The sequence below is a fragment of the Streptomyces sp. NPDC002911 genome, assembly GCF_053591835.1.
On record NZ_JBSFUO010000001.1, the window covers coordinates 237,980 to 250,652 of the forward strand.

Annotated in this window: 12 protein-coding genes and 2 pseudogenes; 8 read left to right on the forward strand and 6 right to left on the reverse strand. The window is 69.3% G+C overall.

All coding sequences use genetic code 11. The features are described from left to right. The first annotated feature begins 50 nt into the window (after nucleotides 1–50). A complete protein-coding gene (locus tag ACWD04_RS01010) occupies nucleotides 51–230 on the forward strand; it encodes a DUF6104 family protein (RefSeq protein WP_014048295.1) in 180 nt (59 codons plus the stop codon). 89 nt (nucleotides 231–319) lie between these two features. Here ACWD04_RS01010 and ACWD04_RS01015 read toward each other — a convergent pair. Further along, nucleotides 320–940: pseudogene (locus ACWD04_RS01015) on the reverse strand (hypothetical protein); the annotation flags it as partial. 185 nt (nucleotides 941–1,125) lie between these two features. Here ACWD04_RS01015 and ACWD04_RS01020 point away from each other — a divergent pair. Both ACWD04_RS01020 and ACWD04_RS01025 read left to right on the forward strand, forming a co-directional pair. Continuing rightward, nucleotides 1,126–1,983: a DUF4097 family beta strand repeat-containing protein gene (locus ACWD04_RS01020; protein ID WP_451126752.1), complete on the forward strand. Its 858-nt coding sequence runs from the start codon at nucleotides 1,126–1,128 to the stop codon at nucleotides 1,981–1,983. Further along, nucleotides 1,983–2,960 carry a helix-turn-helix transcriptional regulator gene (locus ACWD04_RS01025; RefSeq protein WP_451126754.1) on the forward strand — a complete coding sequence of 326 codons (978 nt, stop codon included), beginning with the start codon at nucleotides 1,983–1,985 and terminating at the stop codon, nucleotides 2,958–2,960. Before ACWD04_RS01020 ends, ACWD04_RS01025 begins: the two co-directional genes overlap by 1 nt. A 342-nt stretch (nucleotides 2,961–3,302) precedes the next feature. On the opposite strand, the gene ACWD04_RS01030 is transcribed toward ACWD04_RS01025, so the two are convergent. Together ACWD04_RS01030 and ACWD04_RS01035 are read right to left on the reverse strand one after the other, a co-directional pair. After that, a complete protein-coding gene (locus tag ACWD04_RS01030) occupies nucleotides 3,303–4,268 on the reverse strand; it encodes a zinc-binding dehydrogenase (protein ID WP_451127421.1) in 966 nt (321 codons plus the stop codon). A gap of 234 nt (nucleotides 4,269–4,502) precedes the next feature. Continuing rightward, nucleotides 4,503–5,738, reverse strand: a complete 1,236-nt coding sequence (locus tag ACWD04_RS01035) for an NAD(P)-dependent malic enzyme (RefSeq protein WP_451126756.1) — start codon at nucleotides 5,736–5,738, stop codon at nucleotides 4,503–4,505. A 520-nt stretch (nucleotides 5,739–6,258) separates the two neighbouring features. Between ACWD04_RS01035 and ACWD04_RS01040 the strand changes: the two genes are divergently transcribed. The 3 genes from ACWD04_RS01040 to ACWD04_RS01050 are packed head-to-tail and all read left to right on the forward strand — an operon-like array spanning nucleotide 6,259 to nucleotide 8,969. Further along, nucleotides 6,259–7,215, forward strand: a complete 957-nt coding sequence (locus ACWD04_RS01040) for an ABC transporter substrate-binding protein (protein WP_451126758.1) — start codon at nucleotides 6,259–6,261, stop codon at nucleotides 7,213–7,215. Nucleotides 7,216–7,242: 27 nt separating this feature from the next. Continuing rightward, nucleotides 7,243–8,211 (forward strand): amino acid ABC transporter permease, encoded by a 969-nt coding sequence (locus ACWD04_RS01045; protein WP_451126760.1) that lies wholly within the window; start codon nucleotides 7,243–7,245, stop codon nucleotides 8,209–8,211. Continuing rightward, nucleotides 8,208–8,969 carry an amino acid ABC transporter ATP-binding protein gene (locus tag ACWD04_RS01050; protein ID WP_451126762.1) on the forward strand — a complete coding sequence of 254 codons (762 nt, stop codon included), beginning with the start codon at nucleotides 8,208–8,210 and terminating at the stop codon, nucleotides 8,967–8,969. The genes ACWD04_RS01045 and ACWD04_RS01050 overlap by 4 nt, the downstream gene beginning before the upstream one ends. 111 nt (nucleotides 8,970–9,080) lie before the next feature. On the opposite strand, the gene ACWD04_RS01055 is transcribed toward ACWD04_RS01050, so the two are convergent. Then, nucleotides 9,081–9,902 (reverse strand): class I SAM-dependent methyltransferase, encoded by an 822-nt coding sequence (locus ACWD04_RS01055; protein ID WP_451127423.1) that lies wholly within the window; start codon nucleotides 9,900–9,902, stop codon nucleotides 9,081–9,083. Nucleotides 9,903–9,950: 48 nt separating this feature from the next. Between ACWD04_RS01055 and ACWD04_RS01060 the strand changes: the two genes are divergently transcribed. After that, nucleotides 9,951–10,580, forward strand: coding sequence for a CGNR zinc finger domain-containing protein (locus ACWD04_RS01060; protein ID WP_451126764.1), 630 nt, complete (start codon nucleotides 9,951–9,953; stop codon nucleotides 10,578–10,580). On the opposite strand, the gene sodX is transcribed toward ACWD04_RS01060, so the two are convergent. Next, nucleotides 10,484–10,921 (reverse strand): nickel-type superoxide dismutase maturation protease, encoded by a 438-nt coding sequence (gene sodX, locus ACWD04_RS01065; RefSeq protein ID WP_451126766.1) that lies wholly within the window; start codon nucleotides 10,919–10,921, stop codon nucleotides 10,484–10,486. The genes ACWD04_RS01060 and sodX overlap by 97 nt on opposite strands. 181 nt (nucleotides 10,922–11,102) lie before the next feature. Here sodX and sodN point away from each other — a divergent pair, with 181 nt between their 5' ends. Then, complete coding sequence (sodN, locus tag ACWD04_RS01070) at nucleotides 11,103–11,498, forward strand: superoxide dismutase, Ni (protein WP_033298259.1); 396 nt, start codon at nucleotides 11,103–11,105, stop codon at nucleotides 11,496–11,498. Nucleotides 11,499–11,505: 7 nt separating this feature from the next. Here the strand turns inward: sodN and ACWD04_RS01075 are convergent. After that, nucleotides 11,506–12,659, reverse strand: a pseudogene (locus ACWD04_RS01075) (tyrosine-type recombinase/integrase). Nucleotides 12,660–12,673: the final 14 nt, after the last annotated feature.

Genomic DNA, 12,673 nt, shown 5'->3' on the forward strand with positions numbered 1-12,673 from the left:
TGTTCGCGGGGCCGGGCCCTCCGGCTTTCCGGCCTCGTTATTCTGGTCGTATGTACTTCACGGACCGTGGCATCGAGGAACTGGAGAAGCGGCGCGGCGAGGAGGAGGTCACCTTCGAGTGGCTCGCCGAGCAGCTTCGTACGTTCGTCGACCTCAACCCCGACTTCGAGGTGCCCGTCGAGCGCCTGGCGACCTGGCTGGCCCGGCTGGACGACGACGAGGACGAGTAGTCACCGTCCGGGGCTTCCGCTTCCTTCGCCCGCACCCCTGACGCGGTTGTACGCGCACCCCAGCAGCCCCTGCATAAGGCGGACCGGGCGCGCCGGCCGGCCCACGCGATCTGTTCCGCTTCCGGATGGGCCCCGGCGCCCGAGCGCAGCCGGTCGCCGGGCGTGAGACCGGGCGGCAGCGCCGCCCCGGTCCGGGGGAGTACGGCGGGCAGCCCGCGCAGCGGGGCCTCTGCGTCCGTACCCGGGGCCGCGCGGGTGAGAGCCTCCAGCGACTGAACGTCCAGGACGGGGTCGAGCCCCAGCCGGACGGACGTCCGCATCACTTCGTCCTCGGCGGCCGGGGTGCCGTCGGCGAGCCAGATGCAGCCGAACGGGCGGCGGAAGCCGGAGGCCAGAGTGCAGCCGGACCGGTCGCCGTCCCACCACGGGGCGGGCACCGGCCAGGTGGCGCCCACCGCGAGGGCGGTGGCCCAGCCGCCGACGACGCGGTCGACCGGCTCGGCACCATCGGCCGCGGTGGCCCCGCCGGGCGCCGTACCTCTGTCGCCTTCGTAGCGCCCTCCGCCAGGGCTCACCTCGGGAACGAACACGCTCCAGCCGTTCCCGGCGGGCGCGGGCAGCATGCACTCCCGCAGAAGGCGGGGGCACGGGCCGTACGGTCTCGGGTCGGCCCGGCACAGGAGCAGGGACCCCACGGATGTCGCCGTCATGCCTCACACGCGGGGGCAATTTGCACACATATGGACCACTCGAGACCCTCGAGCGCCTTTCGACGAGCACCCTTGCGATTCCCTTGACTTCTTGGCTTCTTCCTTGACTTCTCCGAACCGCGATATATCGTGTTCCACAGGGGACGCGATATGTTGCGTCACGCCACCCAGAGGGAGGTCAGACCATGCCTGAGTCGACGTGGACCGTCGCCGAGCCCCGGAAGCTCGCCTTCGACGCCCCCGTGACGACGCTCAACGTGCGCATCGTCGACGGCGTGGTCAATGTCGTCGGCACCGACGAGCCGACCGCCCGGCTGGAGGTGTCCGCGATCGACGGACCGCCGCTGATCGTGACCCTGGAGGGCGGCACCCTCACCGTCACCTACGAGGATCTGCCGTGGCAGGGCCTTCTCACCTGGCTCGACCGCAGAAGCCCGCACCGCAGCGTCGCGGTCTCCCTCGCCGTACCGGCCGACGCCGGAGTCGAGGTCGGCGTGATCGGCGCCGAGGCGGTCGTCTCCGGGATCCGGGGACGGACCGAGCTGCGGGGCATCTCCGGCGCCACCACTCTGGTAGGTCTCTCCGGTGTCGTCAGGGCCGAGACCGTGTCCGGCAGCCTGGAGGCCCAGACCGTCACCGGCGACCTCCACTTCCAGTCCGTGTCGGGCGATCTGACGGTCGTCGAGGGCGCCGGCACCTCGGTCCGGGCGGAGTCCGTCACCGGCCATATGGTGCTCGACCTCGACACCTCGCCGAAGCCGACGGACATCAGACTGACCTCGGTCTCCGGCGAGATCGCCATCCGGCTGCCGCACCCGGCGGACGCGAAGGTCGAGGCGAACACCGCGAGCGGTACCGTCTCCAACGCCTTCGAGGACCTGCGCGTGGGCGGCCAGTGGGGGGCGAAGAAGATCACCGGCACACTGGGCGCGGGCACGGGCAAGCTGAAGGCGACCACCGTCTCGGGTTCGATCGCCCTGCTGCGCCGCCCGCCCGCCCAGGACAGCGCGCACGATGCCGAGCCGACCGGAAAGGTGCTCTGATGGCCCCCGTATTCGCCCATGGCCGCCTGCGCCTGTACCTCCTCAAGCTGCTGGACGAGGCCCCCCGCCATGGATACGAGGTGATCCGGCTTCTTGAGGAGCGCTTCCAGGGGCTGTACGCGCCGTCGGCGGGCACCGTGTATCCGCGACTGGCCAAGCTGGAGGCCGAGGGCCTGGTCACCCATGCCACCGAGGGTGGGCGCAAGGTCTACTCCATCACGGAGGCCGGGCGGGCCGAGCTGGCCGGCCGCGGCGGGGAACTGGCCGATCTGGAGCTGGAGATCCGCGAGTCCGTCGCAGAGCTGGCCGCCGAGATACGCGACGACGTGCGGGGCGCGGCCGGCCGGCTCCGCAGCGAGATGCGCGCGGCCGCCTCCGAGTCCCAGCACACCTCCGGCGCCGGGAGCGGCTGGGACCCCGCCGGCCTCGGGGACAAGGAGGCGTGGCGCACGGCGAAGGAGGAACTGCGCAAGGCGAAGCAGGAGTGGAAGGAACAGGCTCGTCGGGCGAAGGACGAGTCCCGCAAGGCCCGTGAGGACGCGGAGCGGGCCCGCCGTCAGGCCCAGGAGGCACACGAGAAGGCGCGGGAGCAGATGCAGAACGCCGCGCGCCAGGTCCAGGAGCACTTCGCGCGGGGGGACTGGCCCGCGGGTGTGCGGGACGGACTGGCCGAGATCACCGGCCAGCTCGGCGGCTTCGCCAGGACCGGCTCCTGGCCCTCGTACAGCCGTCCGGCACCTGAGGAGCCGGACATCGAGTGGGCCGCCGACACGACGGCCACCAACGATCCGGCCCGCGACCTGGACCGGCTGCTGGACCGCTTCCGCGACGACATCCGTGACGCGGCCCGGGACCGCGGTGTCACCGAGACCCAGCTCTCGGAGGCCCGCCGTCATCTGGCCACAGCCGCGACACGCATCGACTCGCTCCTGCGCGGGCCGGCCGACCAGGCGAAGGGCGCCTCCGGCAGGCCCTGACCCCACGCGTCGCCCGGCCGGGCCGCACCGCCGGCCGGGCCGCACCGCCCGGTGAGGCGCCGCTCGGCCAGCTCGCCAGGGCCTGGCCCAGCCCTGGGTCCCCGTACAACGCAGGCTTGACCGTCGCGGGCGGAGTTCCCTTTCGGACGTCTGCCCACGTGTGGGCGATGCCGGCTACGCCTTCGTCCTCCCGGGCGGCGATCCATTCCAATGCCTCGGCGGTGGTAGTGACGGACCGGCCCGGCCGCCCGGCCATCTCCGGAGGCGCGAAGGCGCGGAGCGCCACCGGACGCCAGGGCCTCAGCACCGGCCCCTCCCGCGACAGCAGCTCCCCGGGCGGCCTCATGAGGTGGTGAGCACGATCTTTCCGAAAAGGTCTCCGGCGGCGAGCCGCTCGAAGCCCTCGCGGGCCCGGTCCAGCGGCAGTGTCGTGTCGATGACGGGTCGCACGCCGGTTGCCGCGCAGAACGACAGCAGGTCTTCCAGTTCGTCCTTGGTGCCCATCGTGGAGCCGACGATTCTGAGTTCCAGGAAGAAGATCCGTGTCAGCTCGGCGTGCGAGGGCCTGTCACCGCTGGTGGCACCGGAGATGACCAGGGTTCCGCTGGGACGCAGCGATTTGACCGAGTGGGACCAGGTCGCCGCTCCGACGGTCTCGATGACGGCGTCGACACGCTGCGGCAGCCGCGCACCGGGTTCGCAGGCCTCGACCGCACCCAGTTCGACGGCCCGCCTGCGCTTGGCCTCGTCACGGCTGGTGGCGAACATCCGCAGCCCGGCGGCCTTGCCGAGCACGATCGCGGCGGTGGCCACACCGCCACCCGCCCCCTGCACGAGAACGGAATCGCCGGGCCGCACACCGGCGTTGGTGAACAGCATCCGGTACGCCGTCAGCCAGGCGGTCGGCAGGCAGGCGGCCTGTTCGAAGGTGAGTTCCTTCGGCTTGGGCAGCACATTCCAGCTGGGGACGGTGACCTGCTCGGCGAAGGTGCCCTGGTAGCGCTCGGTGAGGATGGAGCGCGACTCGTCCGGGCCGACACCGTGCCCGGTCTGGCCGATGACGGAGTGCAGGACGACTTCGTTGCCGTCCTGATCGACGCCTGCGGCATCGCAGCCGAGGATCATGGGCAGCTTGTCCTCGGCCAGGCCCACGCCGCGCAGGGACCAGAGGTCGTGATGATTGAGCGAGGCTGCCTCGACCCGGACGGTGGTCCACCCGGGTCGTGCCTCGGGCGCGGGGCGGTCCCCCAGCTCAAGTCCGTCGAGGGGCCGGTCACGGTCGATGCGTGCTGCGTAGGCGGCGAACATGGCGACGACGATAGGCCGTGACGTCACGTGAGGTAACCGTTCGGGTGTGTGACACGCGCCGCGCCACACACGAACCACCATCAGTTCGCCCGACTACTGCGGGCTGTCCTCAGCCCGCGCGGTATCCGAGGGCCGAGGTCGAGGGCGCAGCCCGGGGGTCCGGAAGGGGCGGGGTGGGGCGGGGTGGGGGAGCAGGCCCCGCACAGCGGACCCCGCTCCCCCACCCACACCACGTCAGCGCCTCGCGACACCCTCCGCGCGGGCGGCCGCAGCCACCGCGGCGGTGACGGCGGGGGCGACCCGCTCGTCGAACGGCGACGGAATGACGTAATCCGCGGCCAGCTCGTCGCCGACGACATCCGCCAGCGCGTTCGCCGCCGCGATCTTCATGCCCTCGGTGATCCGGGAGGCCCGCACCTGCAGCGCGCCCGCGAAGATTCCGGGGAACGCCAGCACGTTGTTGATCTGGTTCGGGTAGTCCGACCGCCCGGTCGCCACCACGGCCGCGTACTTGTGCGCGACATCGGGGTGGACCTCGGGGTTCGGGTTGGCCATGGCGAACACGAACGCACCGGGCGCCATCGAGGCCACGGCCTGCTCGGGGACCGTACCGCCGGAGACTCCGATGAAGACATCGGCGCCGGCCAGCGCCGTCTCCAGGGAGCCGGTGATACCGGCCCGGTTCGTGAGCTCCGCCAACTCTCGCTTGACCTCTGTGAGGTCCTCGCGGTCGCCGCTGACGATGCCCTTCCGGTCGGCGACGGCGACGTCACCGATGCCCGCCTCCAGCAGGAACTTCGCGATGGCCACACCCGCCGCACCGGCACCGGAGATGACGGCGCGCAGATCACCGAGCGTCCGGCCGGACAGCTTGGCCGCGTTACGCAGAGCCGCGAGGGTCACCACGGCCGTGCCGTGCTGGTCGTCGTGGAAGACCGGGATGTCGAGACGCTCCTGGAGCTTGCGCTCGATCTCGAAGCACCGCGGCGCCGAGATGTCCTCCAGGTTCACGCCGCCGAAGGACGGCGCGAGGCGCACGACGGTGTCGACGATCTCGTCCGCGTCGGTCGTGGCGAGCGCGATCGGCACCGCGTCGACCCCGCCGAACTGCTTGAAGAGAATCGCCTTGCCCTCCATCACCGGGAGGGAGGCCTCGGGACCGATGTCTCCCAGGCCGAGGACGGCGGTGCCGTCCGTCACGACGGCCACGACCTGCGACTTCCAGGTGTAGTCGTGGACGAGCTCGGGATTCTCGGCGATGGCGCTGCACACCTTGGCCACGCCGGGCGTGTATGCGAGGGACAGGTCGTCCTTGTCCCGGATCGGAACGGTGGCCTGCACGGCCATCTTTCCACCGCGGTGGAGAGCGAAGGCCGGATCGAAGGGCTCGTCCGCACCGCTGAGTCCTGCTGCATCGGCCGTGCCGTGCGTCTTGCTGTCGCTGCGAGGATTGACGATCTCCGCTGCCATGTGTTGACCCCTTAAGTCTTCATCAGTTGAGGGTGGCCACTCCCGGTTGAGGAGGGGTGGGCGGGCACCGCGTACGTTCCCGGCACCGAGCGGTTGGCCCGCTCCGGCAGGGGAGACACATACGCGCGGGCGCGCCGCACACGCGCCCTGAGCCCCGGATGAGGGGTGTAAAGGTCTTTCATACCGGACGGACCGGGCCTCTCACGAGTCGGTATCGACTCGGTGACATGACTCATAGCCGAATATCTGGACAAGTCCACTAAGGGCTACAAAGGCCGTCCGTGGGTCGAGACACACCGGAGATTCTCCGGGGGTACACGCACTTTCCAGCAGAAGGTCCGGCCTTGCCGTACCGCCCATTGAGGTTCGGGGGTCGCCCGTTACCCGATTTTGACATGGCCAGCCCCCTGATTGGGTGAGTCCGAATGGCAAGATGCCCTAATCACACATGGTGGCGACACTCGAAGGTGCGTGCGTGCCCACCTCGCCAGCATTCCCTCACCGCCGGAGGATTCCGATCATGACCGCAAGCACCCTCTGTCGCACGACCGCGAAGTCCCGGATTGCCGCGGTCTGCGCGGTCGCGGTCGCCGGCACGCTGCTGCTGACCGCCTGCGGCGACCAGACCGACAGCGGTTCGACGAAGGACGGAACGGCTTCCGGGAACGGCGCTCCGCTCTTCGACAAGCTCCCGGAGAAGTACCAGAAGTCCGGTGTCATCAAGGTCGGCACGAATGCCGAGTACGCCCCGATGGAATCCGTCGAGAACGGCAAGATCGTCGGTGTCGACCCCGACCTCGCCGAAGCCCTCGGCAAGCAGCTCGGTGTGACGTTCGAGTTCACCTCCGGCTCCTTCGACGGCCTGATCACCGCGCTCAACACCGGCCGCCACGACATCGCCATGTCGTCCATCACGGACAACAAGCAGCGCCAGGAGGGCCTGGACGACAGCGGCAAGAAGCTCGGCAAGGGCGTCGACTTCGTCGACTACTTCCTCGCCGGTACCGCCGTCTACACCAAGAAGGGCAACCCCGAGGGCATCAAGTCCATCGAGGACCTGTGCGGCAGGACCGCGGCGGTCCAGCGCGGCACCACGTACGAGAAGGCCCTGGACAAGCAGTCGAAGGCCTGCACGGACGGCGGCGAGAAGGCGATCAGGATCGAGCCGTTCGAGAACGACACCGAGGCCCAGACCCGTGTGAAGTCCGGCGGCGCCGTAGCCGGTGTCAACGACTACCCGGTCGCCCTCGACCTGGCCCGCAAGGCCAATGGCGGCAAGGACTTCGAGGTCGTCGGCGAGCAGGTCGACGCCGGCCCCTTCGGTATCGCCGTGAACAAGGACAACACCGAACTGCGTGACGTGCTCAAGGAGGCCGTGGACGCGATCATCGCCGACGGCTCCTACAAGAAGGTGCTCGACAAGTGGGGCGCCGGCACCGGCGCGATCGACAAGGCCGCCATCAACGGCGGCAAGTGACCGGCGCACCATTGAAGGGCAGTCACCGTGACTGACAAGTTCGACAAGGTGCCCGGCGGCCCATCCGTCGCCGCCGCGCCCGTCTCCGAGGCCACCACCGTCGCGCCGGAGAGCATCAGAGCCATTCCCGTCCGGCACTACGGCCGCTGGATCAGCGGCGTGGTCGTCATCGCTCTGCTCGCCGCCCTGGCGTACGCCTTCTCGCAGGGCGACATCCAGTGGCAGGCGGTCCGGGACAAGCTGTTCGACGACACCGTCCTGGCCGGGGCCGGCCGCACGCTGATGATCAGTGTGCTCGCCATGATCCTCGGCGTGATCCTGGGCGTGGTGCTCGCCGTCATGCGACTCTCCAGGAACCCGGTGACCAGCTGGGTGTCCTGGCTTTACATCTGGTTCTTCCGCGGCACTCCGGTCTATGTGCAGCTGCTGCTCTGGTTCAACCTGGCCCTGATCTTCCCGGTCCTCAACATCCCGTTCATCTACAAGGACGAGATGACCGATGTGATGACACCGTTCATGTGCGCCCTGCTGGGGCTCGCCCTCAACGAGGCCGCGTACATGGCGGAGATCGTCCGGGCGGGCATCCAGTCGGTGGACGAGGGCCAGACCGAGGCATCGCACGCGCTCGGCATGACCCAGGCGAAGACCATGCGCCGCGTGGTGCTCCCGCAGGCCCTGCGAGTGATCATCCCGCCGACCGGCAACGAGTTCATCAACATGCTGAAGACCTCGTCGCTGGTCTACGCCGTCACCTACAACGAGCTGCTGCGCTCGACGTCGCAGATCGGCTCGACCAGTTACGCGGTGATGGAGATGCTCTTCGTCGCTTCCATCTGGTACATCGTGATGACCAGCGTGTTCAGCGTGGGCCAGTACTACCTGGAGCGCCGCTACGCACGGGGCACGCTGCGCAGCCTGCCGCTCACCCCGTTCCAGCGGGCCAAGCTCGCCCTCACCTCCTTCAGCAACCGCCCCTCGGGAGGTGCTTCCGCATGACCGCCATGGTGAAGGCCGAGGGTGTACACAAGTCCTTCGGCCCCGCGCACATCCTCAAGGGCATCGACCTGGAGGTCGCCCCGCGAGAGGTCTTCTGCCTGATCGGCCCGTCGGGCTCCGGCAAGTCGACGTTCCTGCGGTGCATCAACCACCTGGAGCAGATCAACGCCGGGAGGCTGTACGTCGACGGAAACCTGGTCGGCTACCGGCAGAAGGGCGACAAGCTCTACGAGCTCAAGGACAGCGAGGTCGCCCTGCAGCGCAGGGACATCGGCATGGTCTTCCAGCGTTTCAACCTGTTCCCGCACATGACGGCCCTCGAGAACGTCATGGAAGCCCCGATCCAGGTCAAGGGTGAGGCCAAGGCCGTCGCCCGGGCCCGCGCGGAACGGCTGCTGGACCGGGTCGGCCTGTCCGACAAGGCGAAGAACTATCCCTCGCAGCTCTCCGGCGGACAACAGCAGCGCGTGGCCATCGCCCGCGCCCTGGCCATGGAGCCGAAGCTGATGCTCTTCGACGAGCCCACGTCCGCGCTCGACCCGGAACTGGTCGGGGACGTCCTGGACGTCATGCGCGGCTTGGCCGAGGACGGCATGACAATGATCGTCGTCACGCATGAGATGGGCTTCGCCCGTGAGGTCGGCGACGCGCTGGTCTTCATGGACGACGGTGTCGTTGTCGAGTCCGGCCACCCGCGCGACGTCCTGACGAACCCGCAGCACGACCGGACGAAGTCTTTCCTGTCGAAGGTGCTGTAACCCCGTAGCGCGGTGCGAGGAGGGCGGTACGGACCTGGTCCGTATCGCCCTCCTCGCCGTCCTACGCCATGTGCCGGGGGGCGCCGAGCGGCCCGCGCGGGCACGCGCGCCCTACTTCACCGCGAGCACCAGGCTGTCCGACGGCGACGCCCAGACCGCGCGCGCCTCGCCGAACCCGGCCTCGCGAAGGGTACGGGTGTGCCAGCGGACAGGGGGCATATCGCCGTCAGCGTGCTCTCCGTAGATCTCGAACCGCTCGGCGGTGGGCGCCGCGAGCACCGGATCCTCCGCCGCCATGGCCCACCACTCCACCCAGTCAACGGCCCCCGCGGCCCGGGCCCGGTCCATGGCCGCGTGCCGGTGTGCCCGTTCGGCGGCGTTGATGCGAGGAGTCTCGGTGTCGATCATGTGGTCCGCGTTCATGAAGACTCCGCCGTCCCTGACCAGTGAGCCGATCTGCCCGTACAGTGCGGCGAGCGGCCCGCTGTGCAGCCAGTGCAGGGCGGTGGCGGTGAGCACGGCATCGTACGACGTGTACGGAAGCCGCTCGGTCCAGGCGGCGTCCTTCAAGTCGGCGGTCACGAAGGTGACGCGGTCGTCTCCCTGGAAGGTGCCGCGCGCGATGGTGAGGAGCGCCGGGTCGAGATCGACGCCGGTGCTGGTGGCGTCGGGGAACCGCTCGAGGAGCCGGCCCGTGATACTGCCCGTACCGCACGCCAGGTCGAGGACTCTCGGCCCGGGCCCCACAACGGCCTCGACCATGTCCAGCATCACCCGGAACCGCTCCTCGCGATCCGGCATGTACCACTCCTGCTGCCGGTCCCAGCTCTCCTGCCAGGACTGCCAGTCGGCACCCGTCGCCGTCACTCGATCCTCCACCTGTCCACTTACGGAAGACCGCACCCGTAAGGCCCGTTGGGCGCAACCACCCATTACCCTGGTCAGCACATCGACCATAGACCGACGCCGTAAGGACTACAAGTGGAACTGGCCTATTACTCGGACTACGCCGTGCGTCTGGTCAACACCGAGGAGCCGGCCCGTAGCAAGGACTCCCTCACCACGGTCGAGTCCGTCCGTGAGCTGTTCGGCGCCAACGCCCAGGCCGCCCGCCGCGCGACGGACACGGACGTGACCCGCTTCCGGTCGGTACGGGCCCGGCTGCGCGCCGTCTTCGAGGCTGCCGACGGCGGCGACGAGACCCTCGCGGTCGCTCTGCTCAACTCACTGCTGCTGGAGTTCCCGGTGAGCCCGCAGATCTCCGGCCACGACACCCGGGACGAGGACGGCAAACCGGACTGGCACATGCATCTCGCCGACCATCCGTCGAACGCGACGGCGGGCTTCGCCGCGATCGCGGCGATGGGCCTCGCCTTCCACCTCACCTCGCACGGCGTGGACCGGCTCGGCCTGTGCGAGGCGGCTCCGTGCCGCAACGCCTACCTCGACACCTCGACCAACCGCTCGCGGCGCTACTGCTCGGACCGCTGCGCCACCCGGGCCAACGTGGCGGCCTACCGGGCCCGCAAGCGCCTGGAGACGGAACGCTCGGGCGAGACACGGCGCACCGCGGACACCGCCCAGCCCAGCAGCGCGAGCACCGACCGCTGATCCTTCCTCAGCGGCCGGTAGCGAGCCCGCACCCGGGCCAGCACGAGCTCCTCGGGCACCGCCCCGTAGTCCGTACTGTCCCCGCCCGCGTACGAGTTGTCACCCAGCACCCACCAGCCGCCGTCGCGTCGCTCGGCGGCCCGCTTGACGACCAGCAGGTCCTGCTGGAACGGATGACGCAGGATCACCACGTCCCCCGGGCGCACCGGCGCCCCGCGCTGCACGAGCAGCCGGTCCCCGTGGTAGAGCGTGGGCACCATCGACGGGCCCGTCACCTCCACCACCTGGAACGGCCTGCGCGCCGCCCGCCCGCTCCACGGCTCCTGCGCCGGTTCCGGCATCTGTGGCACCTCCCGGTCCAATCCTCCAGTACACGGCTGCGCGCACCGCTCCGTATTTTCGGCCACCGGTCTCATCCTCACCCCGGACTTTTGGCCTAAGCCCTAGGGGGCAGCCGCAAAAAGCGGCTCCCTACGGAGTAATGTCCCACCTGAGAAGACGATCACGAGGAAGGACAGCTCCATGCTTTCCCGCCTGTTTGCCCCCAAGGTGAAGGTCAGCGCCCACTGCGACCTGCCCTGCGGCGTGTACGACCCGGCCCAGGCCCGCATCGAGGCGGAGTCCGTCAAGGCCGTCCAGGAGAAGTACCAGGCCAACGAGGACGCGGACTTCCGCACGCGCGCCGTTCTGATCAAGGAACAGCGTGCCGAGCTCGCGAAGCACCACGTCTCGGTGCTCTGGAGCGACTACTTCAAGCCCCCGCACTTCGAGAAGTACCCGGAGCTGCACCAGCTGGTCAACGACACCCTGAAGGCGCTCTCCGCGGCCAAGGGTTCGAACGACCCGGCCACGGGCCAGAAGGCTCTGGACCTGATCGCCCAGATCGACAAGATCTTCTGGGAGACCAAGAAGGCCTGATCTCTGGTTAGGCCGTCTGACCTGCGGTTTCGCTGGTCGGACTCCCTACCGGTCCGCACCCGGTCCGCAGGCCGCCGAGCACGGCGTCCATCACGGACCGGGTGCGGTCTTCTTCTCCCGGCCACAGATGTGCGTAGATCCGCAGCGTGATGACGGCGGACGCGTGGCCGAGGACCATCTGGACCTGCTTCACGCTCGCCCCGCCTGCGATGAGCGCTGAGGCGTAGAAGTGCCGCAGGTCGTGATCACCATGTGCGGCAGCTCGACGGGCTTGCGGCCCTCGCGCTTGGCTGCTTCGTTCTCCGCCGCCTGGAGCGCCCTACGTGCGCAATTCCACTCGGTTTTCCAGCGGCGGTAGTTGAGCGGTTCCCCCTCCTCCATCGTGAACAGCCACTCCGTGGAGGGGCGCGCGGCGAGGTGGCCGAGGATCGCGTCGGTGACGACCTCCCCGACCGGAACCGTGCGCCGGGACTTGGCGGTCTTCGGCGGACCGACCTTCCCCGACTGGAGCCGCTGCCGCTCCACGCGAATGCTGCCGGCCTTGAAGTCGATGTCCGACACCTTCAGGCCCAGCAACTCACCTATGCGCAAGCCTGACCCGGCGAGCATGACGACGGCCGCCCGGATGTACGGCGGCATCACACGGGCCATGGCCTCAACCTGAGCGACGGTGGGTGGGGTAACCTCCTCGTCCGGAATGACCGGAAGGGTGATCCGGCGGCACGGGCTGGAGGCGATGACCTTGTCGTCCACGGCCGCCGTCATGACGCGCACGAGGACGTCGTGGACGTTCCGGACACTGCCCGGACCGAGCTGGTCGGACAGGTGCTTGAACAGCACTTGTATGTCGTTGCGGCGTATCGCTGCCAGGGAGCGGGCACCCAGCGCCGGTACGAGGTGGAGCCGGAGCGCGTTGTCGGTGATGCGCTCACCCGCCTCGCTCGCGATGAGCGAGCCCTGCCACCTCTCGGCGTATTTCGCGAAGGTGATGCGACCGGCGCGCGGGTCGACGTACTGACCAGTGACCACGCTGGCTGTGACCTCGTCGAGCCAGCGCTGGGCGTCGAGCTTCCGGTCGAAGTGGCGAGCGTGCTCCTTGCCGTCGAGATCACGGTAGCGGGCGCGCCATTTGCCATTGGGGCGCTTCTGTACGTTCGCCAAGTGGCTTCTCCTCT

Excerpts from the sequence above, each read along its gene's own strand:
- ACWD04_RS01010 (WP_014048295.1), top strand. The coding sequence starts at position 51 with ATGTACTTCACGGACCGTGGCATCGAGGAACTGGAGAAGCGGCGCGGC.
- ACWD04_RS01020 (WP_451126752.1), top strand. The coding sequence starts at position 1,126 with ATGCCTGAGTCGACGTGGACCGTCGCCGAGCCCCGGAAGCTCGCCTTC.
- ACWD04_RS01025 (WP_451126754.1), top strand. The coding sequence starts at position 1,983 with ATGGCCCCCGTATTCGCCCATGGCCGCCTGCGCCTGTACCTCCTCAAG.
- ACWD04_RS01030 (WP_451127421.1), bottom strand. The coding sequence starts at position 4,268 with ATGTTCGCCGCCTACGCAGCACGCATCGACCGTGACCGGCCCCTCGAC.
- ACWD04_RS01035 (WP_451126756.1), bottom strand. The coding sequence starts at position 5,738 with ATGGCAGCGGAGATCGTCAATCCTCGCAGCGACAGCAAGACGCACGGC.
- ACWD04_RS01040 (WP_451126758.1), top strand. The coding sequence starts at position 6,259 with ATGACCGCAAGCACCCTCTGTCGCACGACCGCGAAGTCCCGGATTGCC.
- ACWD04_RS01050 (WP_451126762.1), top strand. The coding sequence starts at position 8,208 with ATGACCGCCATGGTGAAGGCCGAGGGTGTACACAAGTCCTTCGGCCCC.
- ACWD04_RS01055 (WP_451127423.1), bottom strand. The coding sequence starts at position 9,902 with ATGGGTGGTTGCGCCCAACGGGCCTTACGGGTGCGGTCTTCCGTAAGT.
- sodX (WP_451126766.1), bottom strand. The coding sequence starts at position 10,921 with ATGCCGGAACCGGCGCAGGAGCCGTGGAGCGGGCGGGCGGCGCGCAGG.
- sodN (WP_033298259.1), top strand. The coding sequence starts at position 11,103 with ATGCTTTCCCGCCTGTTTGCCCCCAAGGTGAAGGTCAGCGCCCACTGC.